General features: G+C 55.2%; 16 protein-coding genes and 1 pseudogene. 5 read left to right on the top strand and 12 right to left on the bottom strand.

The window, feature by feature from the left end; translation table 11 throughout:
- The 6 genes and pseudogenes from ACL7TT_RS11820 to ACL7TT_RS11795 form a co-directional block, all read right to left on the bottom strand.
- Positions 1 to 715, bottom strand: a pseudogene (locus tag ACL7TT_RS11820) (IS5 family transposase); the annotation flags it as partial.
- A gap of 268 nt (positions 716 to 983) precedes the next feature.
- Positions 984 to 1,745, bottom strand: coding sequence for a TerC family protein (locus ACL7TT_RS11815; RefSeq protein ID WP_299942708.1), 762 nt, complete (start codon positions 1,743 to 1,745; stop codon positions 984 to 986).
- A 301-nt stretch (positions 1,746 to 2,046) separates the two neighbouring features.
- Positions 2,047 to 2,364: a putative signal transducing protein gene (locus ACL7TT_RS11810; RefSeq protein WP_413395651.1), complete on the bottom strand. Its 318-nt coding sequence runs from the start codon at positions 2,362 to 2,364 to the stop codon at positions 2,047 to 2,049.
- 256 nt (positions 2,365 to 2,620) lie between these two features.
- Positions 2,621 to 3,019 (bottom strand): hypothetical protein, encoded by a 399-nt coding sequence (locus tag ACL7TT_RS11805; RefSeq protein WP_299942712.1) that lies wholly within the window; start codon positions 3,017 to 3,019, stop codon positions 2,621 to 2,623.
- Positions 3,020 to 3,328: 309 nt separating this feature from the next.
- Positions 3,329 to 4,837 carry an aldehyde dehydrogenase gene (locus ACL7TT_RS11800; RefSeq protein ID WP_413395649.1) on the bottom strand — a complete coding sequence of 503 codons (1,509 nt, stop codon included), beginning with the start codon at positions 4,835 to 4,837 and terminating at the stop codon, positions 3,329 to 3,331.
- Between the two features lie 90 nt (positions 4,838 to 4,927).
- Complete coding sequence (locus ACL7TT_RS11795; protein ID WP_413395647.1) at positions 4,928 to 5,590, bottom strand: fumarylacetoacetate hydrolase family protein; 663 nt, start codon at positions 5,588 to 5,590, stop codon at positions 4,928 to 4,930.
- 146 nt (positions 5,591 to 5,736) lie between these two features.
- Between ACL7TT_RS11795 and serA the strand changes: the two genes are divergently transcribed.
- The 4 genes from serA to glk all read left to right on the top strand — a co-directional run bounded on the left by serA (position 5,737) and on the right by glk (position 9,772).
- On the top strand, positions 5,737 to 6,984 hold the full coding sequence (gene serA, locus ACL7TT_RS11790; protein ID WP_413395645.1) for a phosphoglycerate dehydrogenase: 1,248 nt from the start codon (positions 5,737 to 5,739) through the stop codon (positions 6,982 to 6,984).
- Between the two features lie 252 nt (positions 6,985 to 7,236).
- A complete protein-coding gene (gene rarD / locus ACL7TT_RS11785; protein ID WP_413395643.1) occupies positions 7,237 to 8,145 on the top strand; it encodes an EamA family transporter RarD in 909 nt (302 codons plus the stop codon).
- A gap of 151 nt (positions 8,146 to 8,296) precedes the next feature.
- Positions 8,297 to 8,605, top strand: a complete 309-nt coding sequence (locus ACL7TT_RS11780; protein WP_413395641.1) for a DUF1272 domain-containing protein — start codon at positions 8,297 to 8,299, stop codon at positions 8,603 to 8,605.
- Between the two features lie 204 nt (positions 8,606 to 8,809).
- Complete coding sequence (glk, locus tag ACL7TT_RS11775; protein ID WP_413395639.1) at positions 8,810 to 9,772, top strand: glucokinase; 963 nt, start codon at positions 8,810 to 8,812, stop codon at positions 9,770 to 9,772.
- Between the two features lie 201 nt (positions 9,773 to 9,973).
- Here glk and ACL7TT_RS11770 read toward each other — a convergent pair whose 3' ends face one another.
- From ACL7TT_RS11770 to ACL7TT_RS11745, 6 genes are all read right to left on the bottom strand, one after another.
- On the bottom strand, positions 9,974 to 11,494 hold the full coding sequence (locus ACL7TT_RS11770) for an efflux transporter outer membrane subunit (RefSeq protein WP_413395638.1): 1,521 nt from the start codon (positions 11,492 to 11,494) through the stop codon (positions 9,974 to 9,976).
- A complete protein-coding gene (locus ACL7TT_RS11765) occupies positions 11,472 to 12,593 on the bottom strand; it encodes an HlyD family secretion protein (protein WP_413395637.1) in 1,122 nt (373 codons plus the stop codon). Before ACL7TT_RS11765 ends, ACL7TT_RS11770 begins: the two co-directional genes overlap by 23 nt.
- A gap of 2 nt (positions 12,594 to 12,595) precedes the next feature.
- Complete coding sequence (locus ACL7TT_RS11760; RefSeq protein WP_366523387.1) at positions 12,596 to 12,808, bottom strand: DUF1656 domain-containing protein; 213 nt, start codon at positions 12,806 to 12,808, stop codon at positions 12,596 to 12,598.
- Between the two features lie 17 nt (positions 12,809 to 12,825).
- Positions 12,826 to 15,006: an FUSC family protein gene (locus tag ACL7TT_RS11755; RefSeq protein WP_413395635.1), complete on the bottom strand. Its 2,181-nt coding sequence runs from the start codon at positions 15,004 to 15,006 to the stop codon at positions 12,826 to 12,828.
- Positions 15,007 to 15,301: 295 nt separating this feature from the next.
- Complete coding sequence (locus tag ACL7TT_RS11750) at positions 15,302 to 16,693, bottom strand: sigma-54-dependent transcriptional regulator (protein WP_413395744.1); 1,392 nt, start codon at positions 16,691 to 16,693, stop codon at positions 15,302 to 15,304.
- 125 nt (positions 16,694 to 16,818) lie between these two features.
- On the bottom strand, positions 16,819 to 18,414 hold the full coding sequence (locus ACL7TT_RS11745; protein ID WP_413395633.1) for a sensor histidine kinase: 1,596 nt from the start codon (positions 18,412 to 18,414) through the stop codon (positions 16,819 to 16,821).
- A gap of 85 nt (positions 18,415 to 18,499) precedes the next feature.
- Between ACL7TT_RS11745 and ACL7TT_RS11740 the strand changes: the two genes are divergently transcribed.
- On the top strand, positions 18,500 to 20,128 hold the full coding sequence (locus ACL7TT_RS11740; protein WP_413395631.1) for an NAD+ synthase: 1,629 nt from the start codon (positions 18,500 to 18,502) through the stop codon (positions 20,126 to 20,128).
- Positions 20,129 to 20,156 lie beyond the last annotated feature (28 nt).

The following is a 20,156-nucleotide window of genomic DNA, read 5'->3' as shown; positions in this document are numbered from 1 at the left end:
ACCAGTCGATACTTTTGCCTTGATGCTCCGGCCGCTTCTCTACACCGCGTTAGCCGGCGTCCCCCCAGACTCGCTGCTCATCGCCATGCAACAATTTGTCGGTTTGCGTAATATCGTGTTCATTGGCGCTAGTGGTCTCTATGCTGTGAATCAGCCCCAATCCATCGTCCACGCCAATGTGCATCTTCATTCCAAAATGCCATTCATTGCCCTTTCGGGTCTGATGCATTTCAGGGTCGCGTTTTCCTTCGCGGTTCTTCGTAGAGCCGGGAGCAGAAATGATCGTAGCATCGATAATCGTCCCCTCGCGCAGTGCTAACCCATGGTCAGAGAGGTACTTGCCGATCTCTCGAAACAATTTCTTCCCGAGATTGTGCTGTTCCAGCAGGTGGCGGAACTTCAGGATGGTCGTTTCGTCCGGCAGGCTGTCGGATAGGCGCAGGCCCGCAAAGCGACGCATAGACTCAATCTCATACAGTGCATCCTCCATAGCCGGGTCGCTGAGGTTGTAAAATAGCTGCATGCAGTGGATACGCAGCATCACAGTCAACGGGTATGGGCGGCGCCCGTTACCGACCCTCGGATAAACCGGCAAAATGCGCTTTTCGAGTTTCTTCCATGGGATTAGGGCATCCATTTTGGCAAGGAACTTCTCGCGACGAGTCTGACGCTTCTTATTACTGTATTCAGCTTCGGCAAAAGTCAGTTGGGACATTGGGTTCTGCATACTGTTGAATTTGGATCATTATATCGGAATCGAGAGACTTAATCAGAGTTTCCCTAGAAACCTCAGATCCAAACCATCACGAGTTTTGGATGTTACCAACTTTTTATTTTTGCCATTTGGGAGTGTAAATCAGTCAAATAAAAGAAAGCTAGGCATTCCTGCCACTATCGTAGTGTGATTAGTAGCCAGGCTGCCGACGCAGGGCGCGATGCCAAACGGCGCCCCGCACAATGGGCAGTGGTAGACCATTGCCCCCTTATTCCCCGCTGTCATTGCGTAGCCTGTGGTGTAACTTGATCGGCGGGGCCTGCTGCTTCTTGCTGCGCAGGCGCAGGTTGAGCATCTCCACCATCATGGAGAAAGCCATGGCAAAGTAAATATACCCTTTGGGTACATGCACATCAAAGCCTTCCACCACCAGGGTCAGGCCCACCATAATTAGAAAGGCCAGCGCCAGTATCTTTACCGTTGGGTGCCGATCGACAAAATCACCGATGGGTTTGGCCGCAACCAGCATCACAGCAACGGCCAGGACAATGGCAACCGCCATAATGGAAATCTCATCTACCAGTCCCACCGCGGTAATGACCGAATCCAGGGAGAAGACAATATCCAGAAGTGCAATCTGCAACAGGACTATGCCGAAGCCGGCGCTGCCCAGAGTCGCGGCGTCCGTCTCTGCCCCTTCAAGGCTATTGTGGATTTCGTGGGTCGCCTTGCCTATCAGGAACAGGCCACCTCCAATCAAAATGATATCGCGCCCGGATATTTCCATTCCAAACAGGCTAAACAGGGGTTCCACCAACCCCATGATCCAGACGATGGAGAACAGCAGGGCCAAGCGGGTGACCATGGCCAGGGTCAGGCCAATAAAGCGCGCGAATTCTCGCTGCTTGGCCGGCAGCCGACCGACGAGAATGGAGATAAAGATAATGTTGTCGATGCCCAGTACTATCTCCAACGCGGACAGGGTGGCCAGCGCAATCCAGGCCTCCGGGTTGACTACCCACTCGAACATAAAAGTGTTCCTTTTTTTGAATGCGGATATTGTGTCACTGTTAACTTTGCCGGCGACCAGCTTAGCACAGCGCAGGGAAATGCCGCAGCAAACACAATCCGGTCCAAATGCCTGAGGGGGCGGCAGTGCTGCCTAGAGGCTCGACTCTTTCAAAAACGATAACAAAGGGGAGGGAGTAGATAACCGATTTGTTGGTGGGTTTAAATAATGGGCGTGTGCGTTGTTCCCGCCGTTGTTCTATTCGCCCTCGCGTCCTGGTGTTTCAGATTCAATACCTGACGCTCTCCTTTGCGGTCCGGTTCTAGCGTGGCTCTCGCGCTGTCGGCCTGGTACCACCACACTGCCAGCAATAGTCAAATGCGGCTCCATTCTCTTCACCACAGTGCGGGCAGTGCCAGCCCTGCCCTGTTTCGACATCCTCCAGCAGCCGACGTGCATGCTCAAAGTCACGGTCCCGTTCCAGCCACAATTCCGGCCATGCCTGGTTGGGAGCCAGCTCTCCGGATGCCCCCTGGGCAAACGCGTTTTTCAGGAATACCGGGATACCGGCCACCTCAAGGCGGCTTTTCGCCAATTCGACCAACAGGCGGTTTTCGTGGGTGTAGATCAGCTTCATCATAAAATAGGGCGCAGTACCCTCGGCAATTAACACGTGTTTTTGTGGACGACTGGATTGCTGTTGCGAAAATTGGGGCGCCAGGAAGATGCTGTGGCCTGTATTTTAAGGGGCGCATGCGGGGGCGTGACCCGAAGCGGCACTTTCCTATACCCATTGACAACCCGGCTGTCTATTTGGTTGCCAGTTTAACAAAACGACGCGTGAAGTAACCCTACAGAGTGACGGGCCAGGCAGAAATTCGAAACAAAGTGACCCGTTACTCCGGCTCGGCCAGGGTGCAGTCCTCTACCGCACAGTAATCCTCATGGGACACCGTGATAATTTCCAGAACGTTGCCCAGTGAATTGAGTGCGGCCCGACTATGCACCAATACTCTGCCGGAGCGACTGGCGATATATTCGATGACGGCTCTGCCTTTGGAGCTTTTGTACACCGCCAGGCGCTGGCCTTTTTCCACTGAGTCGCCGTGGCTGACCAATAGCTGAATCCACTCCCTGGGGTGAATCTGTGCGGTACCCGTGCGCGAAGTGCCCGCGTGACCCTGCCCGGTGCCCAGCAGACCCGCTATCTCTCCGAGGGGAGGGGTCTCCGCTGCCCCTACTTGTGTCCATCCACTGAGAGTCAGGATCACTAAAAACAGGAGGACTCTTTTCAACCCATTTCTCCCACACGCAGTTGACTTCGCGGGAATACAACCCGCACCACTGGGCATGTCACCATCGCCTTTTGCAAGGGGTGATATTTTAGGTATAGCTGACTCGGTAATTCACGCCAGAAAAAGCGCCTGTGCGCCGTCTGTGTGTGGGCGCGGTGGTGATTCGGGCTTTCAGTGAGCCTGGTGGTCACCGTCTCGGAAAGCAGGGGGGATGGCGCGCACTTACCTGTATAGCAGGGCTGCGGCGCCACCGCTTTGTGGCGTCAATACCCGGAACCTGAGTGGGGGCCGGGTTGGTCGGGGCGTGGTTCAGCCAAGATCAATCCAGGTGGATTTCAGCTCGCAGTATTTGTCCAGCGCATGCAGGGATTTGTCGCGGCCGTTGCCAGACTGCTTGAAACCGCCGAAGGGCACCGTGATATCGCCACCGAAGTAGTTGTTTACCCACACGGAGCCCGCATAGATATCGCGGGCCATACGGTGGGCGCGGCCCAGGTTGTTGGTCCAGATACCCGCTGCCAGGCCGTAGATGGAGTCGTTGGCAATGGCGAGGGCTTCCTCTTCGGTCTCAAACTCCATTACCGACAACACCGGCCCGAAGATCTCCTCGCGGGCGATGGTCATATCGCCAGTCACGCCGCGAAATACCGTGGGCTCATAGTAGTAACCCCCCGCGACCGCTTCCACGGGTCTGCCGCCACATACCAACTGGGCTCCCTGCTCCAGGCCCTTGGCGACGTAAAATGCAACCGTATCAAACTGGCTGCGGTCGATCAGTGCCCCCATTGCCGTATTCGGGTCCTGGGGATGACCGGGTTTGAAGTGTCGAGCGGCTTTGCGCACCTTTTGGGTAAACGCCTCAGCGATACACTTTTCCACCAAGAGACGCGAGCCGGCGGTGCAGGTTTCGCCCTGGTTGTAGAAGATGGCCAATGCCGCCGCTTCGGCGGCCCTGTCCAGGTCCGCATCGGCAAAAACAATATTGGGGCTTTTGCCGCCCAGCTCCAGAAAGGTGCGCTTTAGATTCGATTGGCCGGCATATTCCGTGAGGGACTTGCCCACCGCGGTGGAACCGGTAAACGTGAGGCAATCAATGTCCATGTGCAGACCCAGCGCCTTGCCCAGGCTGCTGCCCGGCCCCGGCAGTACATTCAGCACACCGTCCGGCAGGCCCGCTGCCTTGGCCAGTCCCGCCAGTTTGATGGCGGTGAGCGGGGTATTGGAGGCGGGCTTTAAAATCACGCTGTTGCCGGTGGCCAGTGCCGGGCCCAGTTTCCAGGCGGTGGTGGACAGGGGGAAGTTCCAGGGCACAATTGCCGCCACCACCCCCAGGGGCATGCGGGTAATCAGGCCCAGTGTGCCGGGGCCTGTGGGTGCCACTTCGTCGTAGATTTTGTCGATGGCTTCGCCACTCCAGCGGAGTGTGGTGGCCGCGCCGGGAACATCCACCGCCATGGTATCGCCGATGGGTTTGCCCGCATCCAGGCTCTCCAGCAGGGCGATTTCCACCTGGTGCGCCTCAATCAGTTCGGCGAAGCGCACCAGCACTTTCTTGCGTTCCGTTGGTGGCATTTTCGACCAGATGCCGGATTCAAAAGTCTCGCGCGCCACGCGTACCGCCCGATCTGCGTCCTCGGGGCCACAGCTGGCAATCTGTGCCAGTGCTTCGCCATTGGCTGGATTGTGGATAGTGCGGGTTTTGCCGGAGAGGGCATCGACATAGCGGCCATTGATAAAGGCGCGGTCCTCAATCTTCAGAGAACGCGCTAGGGCCTGCCATTCCTGCAGGTTTCGGGGCGTAGTATTTTGTACTGACACGGCACACCTTGCTTGGGATTGAAACTTGTTCGGGTTATATCGAAAACGTGATCACAAATCAAAGGGCATCTGTTGGCGGTCCCCTTGGGTTCAGGCCACCCGGGTCTCCACCTGCAACCAGTCTTCCTGCAACTGCATGGTGATTTTGTCACCGCGATGTAGCTCGCCAACCCCCGAGGGGGTGCCGGTCAGCACCACATCGCCAGGTTCCAGGGTAAAGTGGTTGCTGATATAGGCCACCAGGTCAAGAATCGGCGTGAGCATTTGCCGGGTCATACCGCGCTGGCGCAGCTCGCCATTTAGCCACAGGGCATAGTTGAGCGCATCCCAGTCCGGTAGCGAGTCCAGTCGGACAAAGGGGGACAGGGGGCAGGAGTGATCAAAGCCCTTGGCCTTCTCCCAGGGGTGTCCGGCCTTTTTCAATTGCGCCTGCAGCGTGCGCAGGGTCAGATCCAGCCCCAGTCCCAGCCCCGCCAGCGCCGGGGGGACCTCGGCGGTATTGGCACCGCGCAGACGGCGGCCGATCAACAGCGCCAGTTCCCCCTCAAAGTGACAACTGCCGCGCCCCACTGGCAGGTGAATAGGCCGGCGTATATCCACAGCCGCCGTGGCCGGTTTGATAAACAACAGCGGTTCCTCGGGCACCGGGTTATTGAGTTCCGCGGCATGGCTGGCGTAATTGCGCCCCACGCACACGATCTTGCCCAATGGGAATGGCGCCGGGTGGCCACAGTTAAATTGATGTTGATACATAAATAAACAAAATAGTTAGGATAGTTATTTCGAATAAAGTGATATAAGCCGCCTGTGCTATGATCGCGCTTTTGCTTGGCGCCGGGCAATCGAGAAGCGCCCAACAGGAATGCGCGCCCTATTCACACCCGGTGAAGAGATAGTTTATGGCTCCACACAATCCCGATCAAAGAAAGTCCCTGCAAAAAGACAAGATTCGTATCCTGCTGCTGGAGGGCGTGCACCAGTCCGCTGTGGATCTGCTCGCTTCCCGCGGCTACGCCAATGTGGAGTATGTAAAGACGGCACTGCCCCAAGAGCAATTGATTGAAAAGATTGCCGATGTGCACTTTATTGGTATCCGCTCCCGCACCCAGCTTACCCGCAAGGTATTGCAGAGTGCCCCCAAGCTGGTGGCCGTTGGCTGCTTCTGCATCGGTACCAACCAGGTGGACCTGCCGGCTGCTACAGCGCTGGGAATTGCCGTATTTAACGCGCCTTATTCCAATACCCGCAGCGTGGCCGAGCTGATGATCGCTGAGGCCATCCTCATGCTGCGGGGCATTCCGGAGAAAAACGCTGTGTGCCATCGCGGTGGCTGGCTCAAGTCTGCCAGCGGTGCCTTTGAGGCCCGCGGCAAGACGTTGGGAATCATCGGTTACGGTGCCATTGGTTCTCAGGTTTCCGTGATGGCGGAAGCCATGGGAATGCGGGTGAAGTTCCACGATGTGGTCACCAAGCTGCCCCTGGGCAATGCCACTCAGGTCGCCTCCCTGGAAGTGCTGTTGCGGGAGTCGGATGTGGTATCACTGCATGTACCCGAACTGCCCTCCACCAGGATGATGATCGGTGCAGAGCAGATCGCTCAGATGAAGCCGGGCGCTATTTTGCTCAACGCCTCCCGCGGTACCGTGGTGGATATTGATGCACTGGCACAGGCGCTGAATCGCAAGCACTTGGCCGGCGCCGCCATCGATGTTTTCCCGCTGGAACCGCGCAGTAACACGGAAGAGTTTATCTCTCCCCTGCGCCACATCGACAATGCCCTGCTGACGCCCCATGTGGGTGGCTCTACCGTGGAAGCCCAGGAAAACATCGGCACCGAAGTATCGGAAAAGCTGGCACACTACTCCGACAACGGCACCACGACCAGCTCGGTGAATTTCCCCGAAGTGGCACTGCCCAGCCACCCCGGTGCGCACCGGCTGCTGCATATCCACGAGAACGTGCCCGGCGTACTGAGCGCCATTAACCAGGTGTTTTCCGAAAACGCCATCAATATCTCCGCCCAGTTCCTGCAGACCAACGAGACCCTGGGGTACGTAGTGATCGACGTGGATGCGGCGTACTCGGACCTGGCCCTGGGGAAACTGAAAACGATTCCCGGTACCCTGCGCTGCCGTAGACTTTTCTAAGCCGTTCACCCGGCAACCTCTATTTGGTTGCCGGGTGAACCGCCAGCCGAGGCAGGCCCAATAGCCGGATACGTTTTTTTGTCAACGGGCACATGGTCAAAAGACGCCCTCACTGGCAGCCAAAATGATTGATCCCGACTGGCAGCTACTCCTACAATAGGGCTTCCTATTCTGTTGCCCCTGCGCCAGGCACCGCGCTTCCCGTGCATCCCCTGGTTTGGCATTTCACTTTTTTTCATTGCGAGTGTTCCCTTGCGTAATCAGGATTCCGCCACTACCGGCCTGCTCGCCGGCGTTGTCGCCTTTTTTATTTGGGGGCTGGCACCACTCTATTTCCACCTGTTGCAGGGTATTCCGGCAGCGGAAATCCTTGCTCACCGCAGTATCTGGTCACTGGTTCTGGCCCTGTTGATTCTGTCTTTGGCACACCGACTGCCGGATCTGGCCAATACCCTGCGCGACGGCAGGAAAATGCGTACGCTCGCCCTGACCACGCTGTTGATTGGCAGCAACTGGCTGGTCTTTATCTGGGCGATCAATAACGGCCATCTGCTGGAGAGCAGCCTGGGCTATTACATCAATCCCTTGCTCAATATCGTCCTTGGTGTGCTGTTTTTGGGCGAGAAGCTAAGGCGCCTGCAGTGGTTGGCGGTAGCGCTGGCAACGACTGGTATTGCTCATGAACTCTGGCAGTTTGGCCAGGTACCGGTGATCGCCCTGTTCCTTGCCGGCACCTTTGCCCTGTATGGATTGGTACGCAAACGCGCCCCGGTTGAGAGCCTCACTGGCCTCACGATCGAAACCCTGTATATGCTGCCGGTGGGGCTGCTCTATCTACTATGGAGCGACAGTCCCACCAGCAACCTGCTGCACAACAGCTGGGAGTTGAATAGCCTGCTGGTGTTGGCTGGCCCTGTCACCCTGGTTCCCCTACTGTTGTTTACCATTGCAGCGCGCAGGCTGAATCTGTCTACCGTTGGCTTCCTGCAGTACATCGGCCCCACCCTGATGCTGGTGGTTGCCACCCAGGTTCTGGGTGAGCCCTTCCGCGAAGGCAAGCTCACTACCTTTATGCTGGTGTGGCTTGGGCTCATACTTTATTCAATAGATGCCCTGGCGCAGCGGCGCAAATTGCATTTACAGGGCAAGGCTGTGCTGTAACGGGCGGCAGCCTGCGAAAACGGGGTTGGGAGAAAGCGAGCAGCGGGGTGAGCGCTTATCGGTCTGCAGTGGTAACCCCCTGCGCCGTTTTTACCCGGCAACCGTTTGAGTGTCGGGAAGACAGAGGCATCGCCATTAAGGAGGGTTCCGGGTGTTGGCGCTGAGACCAAACTGTGAGTGTTGTGATAGAGATCTGCCGGCAAATTCCCCTGAGGCGATGATCTGTTCCTATGAATGTACTTTTTGCAGATCCTGTGTGGAGAAGGTGTTGAGTGATGTCTGTCCCAATTGCGGCGGTGGCTTTTGCCCCCGCCCGATTCGCCCGCAGATAGCCAGGCGCGCCGGTGTGAGCATTGCCTGCCAACCCGCCACTACAAAGCGGGTGTGCTCAAAATACAGTAGGGAGGAGATGCGGGCGTTTGCAGCGGCCGTAAAGGATATTGCCCCGCAAGTGCGCTGATGGCGTGGGCACTCTGGTCGTGCGTTCCCGGTATCCAGGGTTAGTGGTTGTACCGGTGGGAATTAAACAGGCTGCGCCCCTGTTCGATGTGACCGCCTGGCAATTGCTGGCTTTCTCTACCAATCTCTCGGTCTGGGGCTGGCATTATTGCCCCAGACACCGTAATTTATATCGCCTTTTTTTGGGGATCTCACAGGGGTAACTATGACGAGTATCGTAGCGGACATCGGCGGCACCAACGCCCGTTTTGCGATTGCCAAACCCGTGGCGGAAAGCTATCGCCTGGAGGGGCTTGAAGTGGTGGACTGCAAGCGGTTTGACGGCTTCGATGCCGCCTTGCGGTACTGGCTGGAGGGGCTGGAACAGCCTAGGCCCGAGAAGGCCTGTATCGCCGCCGCCGGCCCCCTGGAGCGAACCCCCTCCGGCGGCAGCGTCTATATGACCAATCTCGGCTGGCGCATTGATGCGGGAGCGCTGGCAAAGGTGTTTTCGTTCCCTCACCTGGAGCTGATCAATGATTTCGCTGCACTGGCGCAGTCCCTGCCGCGCCTCTCCACCGCGGATTACCGCGTGCTGCGCGATGTGCCCCGTGTACAGGGTGCTCCCATGGCGGTACTGGGCCCGGGAACCGGCCTGGGCGTCGCCGGTCTCGCCGAGGTGGATGGCCGCTATCATGTGCTCGCAGGTGAGGGTGGTCACGCCAACCTGACCGTTTCCACCCAGCGGGAGCTGCAGCTGCTGCGGATCCTGATGCAAAATCGCACCCCGGTATTCAATGAGTGGGTCTTGTCCGGCGGCGGGTTGGTCAACCTCTATCGTGCTGTGTGTGTGCTGAATGGGCAAGCCCCTGAAGATCTGACACCGCCGGATGTGAGCGCGCGGGGGTTGGAAGGCTCCGATCCCCTGTGCCGGGAAACCCTGTTGGACTTTCTCAATTTCCTCGGCAGTGCCGCTGGGGATGCGGCTTTGTACCTGGGCGCCCGTGGGGGTGTCTTTCTCGGCGGGGGCATATTGCCCCGGATCGCGCAATTGCTGCCGGAGAGTGCATTCGAGCACCGCTTTCTCAGCAAGGGGAGGGTCGCCAAGTGGATGGAGGCGGTTCCCGTCTTTGCCCTCAACACCGGTTATCAGGCGCTAATCGGTGCCGCGGTGCAGCTTGAGGGTTGATATTCTGTAACAAATTAGCCCCGCAGTGTGCGGTTTGGGGCGGCTAATTACGCAGTGTTGGCGGAGTGCACAGCCCTTCCTGTCGTCCCTCCCCAAGGCGAGGCCGCAGGTAGACAGCACCCGGCGCGGGGACAGAATGATCTCGGCCATGCAGAGGGGCTACACCTGCGTATGGCAGCCCGAAGAGGCCGGCTGGGCACGCTACTCGATGATCTTGTCCCAGTAGTGCGTACGCCGGAGCATTTCCTCTTTTACCTCTTCTGGCAGCAAATCAACCGGTGGGAGACCTTCCCGTATCTGCCAGCCACCGCCCAGTGACAGATAAACCTGTACCAGGTTGGCGGCCACAGTGCCCTGAGTAAACGCTAGTATATCCTGTTGCTGGACATCCGAAGTTAGGGTGGAGATAACGGTGTTAAATTCTACCAGGCCATTGGTGTACTGGGATAAAGAGAGCCTGACCGATTCCTTGGAAGCCTGCGCCGCGGTTTCGTAGTAGGTCAGTTCTTCCTGTGATTTCAGGTAGGCAACGATGGCATTTTCCACATCGGCCTGAGCCAGCAGCACTGTCTGGCGATAATCTGCGAGGAGCTGCTGGAAAGTGGCATCCTGTAAACGCACATTGCTTTTCAGGCGCCCATAGTTGAATATATTCCATTGAAATTGCGCAAATAAATCCCAGGCTCCGCTGGAACCTTCAAACGGTCCATCTTTTATATCAATCGTACCAATGGAACCACCAATCGAGAAAGCCGGGTAGAGCTCTGCTCTGGCAACGCCAATTTGCTCCCCCTGTGTTGCGAGCAGACGCTCCGCCTGGCGGATATCGGGGCGCTGGCGCAGGAGGTCCTGGGGCATGCCAATCGCAATACTGGCCGGGACGCTGGGGATCATTGAAAATTCACCCAAAAGATAATTGAGGTCGTGCGGCGGCATACCAAGCAATACCGCCAGGGTGTTTTTAAGCTGTTGCAGGTTGACTTCCACTCTTGGAACGGTGGCCTGGGTATTGCTCAGCAGCGCCAGGGCCTGTTCGGCGTCGAGTGCACTGACCTCTCCCGCCTGAAATTTTACCTCGGCGATCCTTAGGCTCTCCCTTTGTAAGCGAATATTTTCCCGGGCAACCTCCAGGCGCCTCTGAGCGGTGCGGATATTGATATATGTCTGCGCCACCTGGGCAACGATGGAAACCAGGACGCCGTCATACTCGGCCATACTGGCTTCAAAATCCGCAGCTGCGGATTCCACCAGGCGTTTGAATTGTCCCCACATATCCAGCTCCCAGCTCAGATTAAAATCCAGGGTGTATTCACTCTGGACAACGCCGGGCTCAAATGAACCTTTTGAACGGTCGGCGACGCCGACAATTTCCTGCACTTGTGGGTATTGATTCCCGATCGCGATGGCCAGTAGTTGTTGGGCCTGCAATGCCCTCAATGCGGCTGACCTCAGTTCCAGATTGTTATCTACCGCCAGGGCGACCAGTTCGTCCAGGGCGACATCGGAAAAAGCCGACTGCCACCAGAGGGGGTTGACGGCATTGAGACTGTTTATGCGTGTGTCGTGCTGGTATAGCCAGTCCTGCTCGATACTGACCGGGGGGGGGTGGTAATCCGGGCCGAGTGTGCAACCATAACCAGCGAGGACAGCCAATATAGCGGCGTGTAACGAGAGGCGCAGAGCCCTAAAGCCCTCCCGCTTAGGGAGTTTGCACCGGTTCATCTTGTTTGGCGTCCGCAGTACCACTCATCACAAGCACTGAGCTGGTAAAGCCGACTCGAAGTTTCACGGAGGCAGGAAGGTCGGTCAGATAAATTCTCACCGGTATCCGCTGTGCCAGGCGAATCCAATCAAAGGTGGGATTGATCTGGGGCAGCAGGTCGTTGCCAGCGGTTCCATCCTGTTGTGCGATTCCCCAGCCAATACTTTCCACATAGCCCTCTAGGGGAGTGTCCGGGTAGGCCATCAAGGTGACGATGGCCCGGTCTCCGGGGGCTATTCTGCGAATAAAGGTTTCGCGGAAATAGCCGTCCACCCAATAGCTGTTAACATCCACAACGGACATTGCCGGCCTGTTGGCGACCGCCTGATCCCCGAAGCGAAAATCTATATTGGTCACATAACCGGAAACCGGTGCGATAACGGTGGTATATTCCAGGTTCAGCTCGGCTTGGCGTACGATGGCCAGTGCAGCGCGTATCCCCGGATTTTTTTCCCCCAGTGCACCCAACTGTGCCTGCGCCTGCTGCAGTTCTGCCTGTGACTGCTCCAGGGTATGCATGGCCTCCACAAGTGCCGCCTCGGCACCAATGCGGTACTCCACAGCGGAATCGTATTCGGCCTGGGCAGCCTCAAGAGATTTTTGCGAAGTGGCGCGCAGGGGCAGCAACTCTTTTTGACGCTCGAACTCCGCTTTGGCTTTTACAATCTCGGCCTCCAGCGCCTTGATATTGCTTTGTGCCTGATCTATTGCCGCCATGGATTCGCGCAGCTTCGCTTCAAAGGCCAGAACATTCTGTCTTTGCGCTTTATAGGTGTCGATGGCTTCTTCGTATTCCGCTCTGACTTCTGCCAGAGTGGCCTCATAGGTCCTGGGGTCAATCTGGAAAAGAAGATCTCCCGCATTGACGAATTGATTGTTCCTGACCGGCAACTCTACAATCTGACCGGACACCCTGGGTGTTACCTGTACAATCTTTGCCTGTACCTTGCCATCCCTGGTCCAGGGATTTTGCAGATACTTCCACAGCTGCAGGAGTATCATCAATAAAGCAATGAAAACCACACTGCCTGTCAAAATGTATTTGTTGGAGTAGCGCATTATTATATCCCCACAAAAAACGTTCCTATGAGGATGGTGTAGATAATACTAACCGCAATAATAACAGCGGGTGGGTTTGCGAAATATCTGGAAATTCGGTAGCGATCCAAAAGGCGTGCAGTTAATAGTGCGGCCGCTATGCCGAGCAGGCTCGACATCAATAGTGGAGAAAAGTATATTTCTCCTATAGATAATTCGTGCGGCACTACTAGCATTTCAAGTCACAGATAGTTTAAAGAAATCTGTTTTCACAAAAACGTCTCCAGTCAATGGTTTTCGTTGCGTTAAAAAATTCTGTCAAATAGCTATTGATGTAGGTTGAAACTCCCAGGAAGTATAAAAACTTCACGATCTCTTCTTCTGTTGGCAATGTATCCTCTTGTTTTGACATTAATTGATTTGTGTCGAATATTTCTTTTCTAAAAAGGTTTTTACTTTTTTTCTCCAATGCCTCAAAATCTATATTGTGCTTATAGCCGGAAAAGTAGAGGAGTATCTTTCTTGTAACAGATCTCCACTTCAGTACTTCTTGAGTTATCTGTTTCGGAGGATTAAGAGGATCTTTCCGGTTGTCAATTTTATAGAGTATTTTAATTTGATTGCTGGTCAATATCACAAGTTTCGTTATTTTTCTAAGTTGAATTTCTGATATTTCTTTTCTGTCAGTTATATCTAAACCACTTCTCCAGTATTGAATGGTTTTCGGTGTTGTTATAACTATATTGATATGATACATGGCAATCAATCGATGAAAAAATAAGGTTTTTTGATTGTTTTTGAATGCTCCTGTAGATATCAGATATGCTGCACTATGAAAAAATCGCTTTATGGTTTGCTTAAATTTATTTTCTGGTCGTAATGAAAAGGGTATGTTTTTTGAAATGGCTAATATTGCAAATATTATCGGCACGGAAAACAGTAAATTTGCATAGTTTATGAAATCATAAGTCTGGTGATTGGCCAAATTGAAAACGTTGTTAGGGAATAGCAGCATTATCATCCTTACTAAAGGCTGGTCTTCAAAAAACTCTAATGTGATATAGCTTACACTAAAAAAGAAAATGAATATAAATGATCCAAGCATGTAATAACTGGATAATTTTGGCAGCAAGAAGAAGTAAAACGGGGCGGGAATTATGCAGGCTATGACAGTATACAAGCAGGTTGTAGATAGGTTTGTCATTGGACTGGTGGAAAGTAAGCTGCCGAGAACCCCGGTAAGGGTAACCACCAGTAGGCCATCGATCATGTCGGGTATAAAGATATACGCCAGATAAGCGATCCATATTGCCACAACCACTCGAAGAACGCTGGCGATACGATCCGGGTCAGGCATAAGTATGCTAAGCCATTGTGTTCTAACTTCGTTTGGGTAACCCAGGTAGGATTGCCCGAATGCACGAATATCCTGTACTGAGGTGACCAGAGAGCGGGTTTCCAACTCCAGTTCTTTCAGCTTTTGGTAGGTGACCGTCAACGCTGCGGCATCAAAAGTAGACAGGGTCTTTACGCGATCCAGTTTTATTTCAATCTTTTTTTTAACCGGAGCTTCGACCGCCTTTCCTTCAGAGAAATACATCTGTAGGCGTGTCAAACGGCGATTCAGTTCTTCAAACAACTCGTTCAGATTGGTGAAGAAGTTCGCAACCCGCAATTGCCTTGAAAGGGCCAGGCTTTCTTCCAGTTTTAGCAGTGCCTGTGTTACTGCCGTTGCGCGATGTCCATAGTGACGCCACTGTCGCCGACACTCCCAGATTTCATAGCTATCGAAACTGGCGTCATCAACGGCTGTGCGCAGTCGAGTATCCGCTTGTAAGATCTCAAGGCGATGTTGGGAAAGCTCTTTTGCTTCTTCTTGACTGTATAATTGTGCAAAGCAGCGGGTACCAAACCGGTGTTGAGCGGCAGCCAGTGCGGTCGATGCTGTATCCAGTTCTCCCCGACTGCGGTTAGGCCATATCAGCACAGCCACAAGACTGTAGACGACAACCCCCAAAACCGTTTCCTGTATGCGAAAAATCCCTTTTTCAAACGACAGGGTAAAATCACCGCCGGTGGCATTCCACAGAACGAGGGTGACAAAGGCACTGACGATCCAAAAATACTCGTAGTGGGATCTTTGCAAAAAGTAAATACAGGCGCCAATCCACAGAGAGAGGCTGACCATAAACAGCCAGCGATCCTGCGGAAACACGGCGAAAATGATCCAGGCAGCCAGCAGGGCGAGCAGCGTACCAAATACCCGCATAAGGACGCGACCCAGGGATTGCCCGAGATTGATCTGGCTGCATACGGCAACGGCAAACCCCGCCCAGTAAGGTTTGTCCCAGTCCAGGCTCAGGGCGATTCCGTAGGCGATCACCAGCGCCCCTGCAACTTTAATGGATTCCTTGGCGTTACGTGAAAGGGACACAACTCTCTCCGACCCTATATTCAACACTACAGCGACGCCTTTTTACTCCATGGCACAGAAAGCAATGTACAACATGAAATTGTATTGGGCAGACCTACAGAAGTATGGCATAAGCGGGGGGGCAAATTTACACACGCAATAGGGGGAAAGCGGCGTAAAATTCTCGGTTTTGAGCCCGTTTTAGATACTGGGTCTCAGGCGCACAGTGGAACAGGGAGAACACCACCCGCCCATCCAAGGAGGGGCCGGGAGAGTCATCCGGCCAGCCCCGGTGAATTCTTCAGCCGGATAGGGTTTAACTCTCCAGCCCCAGCTTTTTCAATCGATAACGCAACGATCTGAAACTGATTCCCAGTTTCTGCGCCGCTGCGGTACGGTTCCAGCGGGTTTTCACCAGGGCATTTTCAATCGCTTCTTTCTCAATACTGTGCAGAAATTCATCCAGAGAGGCATACCGGCCGGAATCGAAGTGGTCGGGGTTTTTGGGTTCACTTGCGTTGGCGTGGGCAGGGGGCTCGTCTTTCTCGAAAGGTTGCCCATCCTGCGCCAGTAACAGGTCGTGGCTGCGGATCTCCTGTTGGTCGCACAGTGTCAGGGCTCGCTCCAGAATATTCTCCAGTTGGCGAACATTTCCAGGAAACGGGTATTGTTGCAGGGTCGAGAGTGCGCCAGCGCTGAGCCTGGGGGTGGCGAGGCCGGCGCTAGAGGCGATGCGTTGCATAATCACTTCGGCAAGCAGCGGGATGTCTTCGCTGCGCTCGCGCAGAGGAGGAATCGAGATTTCAATGACATTAATACGGTAGTAGAGGTCGCTGCGGAAACACCCCTCGCTCACTGCTCTACCGAGATCTTTATGGGTTGCGCTTAGGATGCGCACGTCGATAGGGACTTCCCGGCTGGCGCCAATGGGACGTATGCATTTCTCTTGAATAGCGCGCAGCAGTTTTACCTGCATATCCAGCGGGAGATCGGCGACTTCGTCCAGAAACAGGGTGCCCCCCTGGGCGCTTTGTAATAGCCCCGGATTATCCTTGTGGGCGCCGGTGAAACTGCCCTTTTTGTGACCGAAAAACTCACTTTCCATCAGCTCGGCCGGGATAGCGCCGCAGTTAATGGGCACAAAGGGTTTGTCGGCGCGGGCACCCTGGGCGTGGATGGCGCGGGCTGCCAACTCTTTACCGGAACCGGATTCCCCGCTGATATAAACCGGCGCATCACTGCGGGCAACTTTGGCAATCTGCTCGCGCAGCATGCGCATGTTATCAGCATCCCCCAGAAGCAGTTGGTCTGCGTTTTTATCCTGTGGGCGGTGGCGGTTTTGATTCAGACGCAACGCCAATTGGACCAAGGTGCGCAGACGCTCCAGATCTACGGGTTTACTGACAAAATCGAAGGCACCCAGCTTCAGTGCCTTGATTGCGGTATCCATATTGCCATGGGCGGTAATGACGGCAATGGGGACATCCCGGTGGACACCGTTTTGAATATACTCCACCAGATGCAGCCCATCGCCATCGGGCAGGCGCAAATCGGTGAGGCAAAAATCATAGCGGTTGTTGACCAGAAAACGCTTGGCTTCTGTGAGATTGGCCGCACTATGGCAGTCCACCCCCATTCGCTGCAGGGTCAGGGAGAGGAGTTCACAGATATCCGGTTCATCATCGACAACCAGGGCCAGAGGTAGCATCAATGCTCGGCCTTTTCTTGTTTTGTTGATTTTGTTGAAATTGCTGGCAAGGGTGCCGAGACTGTTTATATCAGAAATTCTTTGCTCATAATCACCCCTGGCTTGAAAAAAATTCCTGAGCGAAATCAAGTTACACTAAACGCGTGTACAAATTCAATCCTGAAACAGCTCTTATTGTCCGCGCTGCGACAGTGGTAGAGGTTGGTCTTATTCGCTTCACACAATTCCCGGGCGATATAGAGACCCAGCCCGCTGCCTTTGTTCCCTGTGGTGAAAAATGGTTCAAAAATCTGCGAGCGGTGTGCCTCTGGTACACCTGGGCCACTGTCTTTGATATCCAACTGGGTACAGTCCCGTTGTGGATTGTAGTAAGCGCAGATTGCCGCATGGCGCCTGCCCGTGGCAATCTGGGAGTGGTGCAGGGCATTTTCCGTGAGGTTGGTGACCACCTGGGCCATTTGCGCAGCGTCAAAGCGGGTTCTGAGCGGCGCTTCGGGCAGCTCCAGTTCAATTTCATCGCCGCCGGTAGTGCCGGCACGGAAGTCCTGAATAAACTGTTCCAGCCAGGCAGTCAGGTCGTACTCCTGGGGATCTCCGGCACGGCGGCGCGATAGCTGCATCACATTTTCAATAATCTGATTTACCCGCTGGCTCTGTCGGCAGATGATGTCGGTCAGATGGCGTTCTTCCTGGCGCAGATGGGAGGACTCTGACAGGAGCTGGGCTGCGTGGCTGATGGCCGCGAGGGGATTGCGCACCTCGTGGGCGATAGAGGCTGTCAGGTGCCCCAGGGAAGCGAGTTTTAACTTCTGGGCGGCCTCGGTCAGCTTGCGGTTATCCTCGACGAAAACCAGAGTGCTGTTGCCGCTATCGTGCCGGAGGTCGGCAAAATTGAGGTGCAGTTCAACGCCATTTTCCCCTCGTAGCAGAGCATGGCCGGGAGTTTTTTTGCTGCGCCATGCGCCAATAGAGCGGCACAAGCCGTCGGGCGGCGCTTTGTCTGCTTGCAACTGCGGGCCCAGTAGCCGCTCTGCAGCCTGATTGATCAGTTCCGGCTTGCCGGATGTTCCCAGTACCAGAACGCCGGTATCCATACGTTCAATAATCTGCTCGGCCAGGCGTTGCAGATGCGCCGCCTGCCGACTTTGTAATTCGGCACGCAGGTTTGCGCTGCGGATGCGTGCGGACAAGTATTGCAAGGCACTGACGGTGGCGAAAAGTAACAGGCCGAGACCTCCGGCGGCAACAATATCCTGTGTGGTTCCCCGCCCGGATACTAGGTTGAACAGTTGCAGGCCGATCACCCCGAGGCTGGCAATGGCGGCAAAAAAGGCACCCATGCGCCTATCCAGAAGGATGGAACCGATGGAGCAGTTGATGAGCAGCAGATAGCCAAGGCCTGAATTGAGGCCGCCACTGGCTTCGATCAGCAGCAGAAAGGCGAGGATATCGCTGCTAAGCATCATCCCGATCTGCATAGGTCGCGCTCGATAGGCGCTCTTGTGCAAAAAAACCAACCAGCCAGAATTGAGCAGGGTGTAAACAACCAGGGTGTAGAAAAACAGGGCCGGCGAGAATCCGCCCAGAGCGCCTGCACCTACGTCCGAGTAGAAAACCCCCAGCAGGACCAGAGCAATTGCTAGGCGGTAAACTGCGCAGATACGCAGGAGTTGGCGGTGCTGGATGGGGGGCGTTCTGGTGCTGGCAGGGGAGGTGCTCAATGTAGATGCCCGGTATTGTTATAGAGTGGGTCGCTGTGGCTCCACAGGGGTTACAATAGCGGCCCGTTTTGCCCAGGGTTCAACAATGTCTACTTTGCAGTTAGTGCTGGCACAAATCAATTCCTCGGTCGGGGATATTCCCGGCAATACCGCCAATGTGATTGAGGTGGCGCGCAGGGCCCATCGGGAATTCGGGGCTGATTTGGTGCTGTTCCCCGAGTTGACCTTATGTGGCTATTCGCCGGAGGACCTGCTCCTGCGCCCCAGTATGCAAAAACGTATCGAAGTGGCTTTGGCACAGTTGAAAGCGGCAAAGCTCCCCTGCGCCATTTTTGTGGGCTATCCCTGGCAGCGGGAGGGCAAACTGTTCAATACGGCCGGCCTGATTGCCGACGGCGAACTGGTGGCAGAGTATGCCAAACAAAAACTGCCCAACTATCAGGTGTTTGATGAGAGGCGCTATTTCACCCATGGCGAGGCGCCCTGTGTGGTGGAGGTCAATGGCGTGCCTTTGGGGATCAGCATTTGTGAAGATATCTGGCACCCGGAACCCCTGCGGCAGGCGGTAGAGGCGGGGGCCCAGTTGATGCTGAATATCAATGCCTCCCCTTTCCATCGCGGCAAGGCCCAACAGCGTCTGGCGATGCTCGCCGGGCAGGCGCGTGCGGGGCAGGTACCCATTGCCTATGTCAACTGGTGCGGTGGCCAGGATGAACTGGTTTTTGACGGCGGTTCACTGGTTGTGGATGCCCGGGGTCAGGTGCGCGCACGGGCGGCGGAATTCTCAGAGCAGTTACTCCCTGTGACCATCTCTCAACAAAGCGGCAGGGTTACCTCACTGCAGGGCGAAATTGCACCACCATTGGGTGATCTGGCATCGGTCTACCAGGCCCTGGTGCTCGGGGTACGTGACTATGTGAACAAGAATGGTTTCAAAGGGGTGGTGCTGGGCCTTTCGGGGGGGATTGACTCTGCCCTGACGTTGGCTGTTGCGGTGGATGCACTAGGCAAGGAGCGGGTGGAGGCGGTAATGATGCCCTTTCGCTATACCTCGGACCTGAGCAAGAGCGATGCTGCCGACCAGGCCCGGCGCCTCGGCGTACATTACCGGGAAATCGGTATCGAGCCCATCTTCGATGCCTTTATGGGCGCTTTGTCGGAGGAGTTTGCCGGCCGCGAGCGGGATGCTACGGAAGAAAATCTTCAGGCCCGCACCCGCGGTGTGTTGTTAATGGCCATTTCCAACAAGAAGGGTGCAATGGTGCTCACCACGGGTAACAAGAGCGAAATGGCGGTTGGCTACGCCACCCTTTACGGCGATATGGTTGGGGGCTTCAATGCCCTGAAAGACGTACCCAAAGTACTGGTGTTTGAGTTGTCCCGCTATCGCAATACCCTGTCGGAGGTCATTCCGGAGACGGTGATCACGCGCCCGCCAAGCGCTGAGCTGGCTCCGGACCAGATAGATACCGACACCCTGCCGCCCTATGAGGTACTGGATCAGATTCTCAATCTGTATGTGGATCGCGACTGCAGTGCCGAAGAGATTATTCGCTGTGGTTTCGAGAGAAAAGTCGTGGAACGGGTTGTGCACCTGGTAGCCCGCAATGAGTACAAGCGTCGGCAGGCCGCGGTGGGTGTGAGAATATCGGAGCGGGGTTTTGGGCGGGATCGCCGCTACCCGATTACCAATGGCTGGAAGGCCGGCGAATAGCGGCATGTAGGATGGGCAAGGCGCTGGT

This window comes from Microbulbifer jejuensis, from assembly GCF_047289955.1.
In the GTDB taxonomy this organism is placed as follows: Bacteria; Pseudomonadota; Gammaproteobacteria; order Pseudomonadales; family Cellvibrionaceae; genus Microbulbifer.
This window is presented reverse-complemented; position numbering and strand designations above follow the sequence as displayed.

What these genes read in the sequence shown, in the direction of transcription:
- ACL7TT_RS11815 (WP_299942708.1), bottom strand. Translation starts at nt 1,745, where the DNA reads ATGTTCGAGTGGGTAGTCAACCCGGAGGCCTGGATTGCGCTGGCCACC.
- ACL7TT_RS11810 (WP_413395651.1), bottom strand. Translation starts at nt 2,364, where the DNA reads ATGATGAAGCTGATCTACACCCACGAAAACCGCCTGTTGGTCGAATTG.
- ACL7TT_RS11795 (WP_413395647.1), bottom strand. Translation starts at nt 5,590, where the DNA reads ATGTATCAACATCAATTTAACTGTGGCCACCCGGCGCCATTCCCATTG.
- serA (WP_413395645.1), top strand. Translation starts at nt 5,737, where the DNA reads ATGGCTCCACACAATCCCGATCAAAGAAAGTCCCTGCAAAAAGACAAG.
- glk (WP_413395639.1), top strand. Translation starts at nt 8,810, where the DNA reads ATGACGAGTATCGTAGCGGACATCGGCGGCACCAACGCCCGTTTTGCG.
- ACL7TT_RS11770 (WP_413395638.1), bottom strand. Translation starts at nt 11,494, where the DNA reads ATGAACCGGTGCAAACTCCCTAAGCGGGAGGGCTTTAGGGCTCTGCGC.
- ACL7TT_RS11765 (WP_413395637.1), bottom strand. Translation starts at nt 12,593, where the DNA reads ATGCGCTACTCCAACAAATACATTTTGACAGGCAGTGTGGTTTTCATT.
- ACL7TT_RS11760 (WP_366523387.1), bottom strand. Translation starts at nt 12,808, where the DNA reads ATGCTAGTAGTGCCGCACGAATTATCTATAGGAGAAATATACTTTTCT.
- ACL7TT_RS11750 (WP_413395744.1), bottom strand. Translation starts at nt 16,693, where the DNA reads ATGCTACCTCTGGCCCTGGTTGTCGATGATGAACCGGATATCTGTGAA.
- ACL7TT_RS11740 (WP_413395631.1), top strand. Translation starts at nt 18,500, where the DNA reads ATGTCTACTTTGCAGTTAGTGCTGGCACAAATCAATTCCTCGGTCGGG.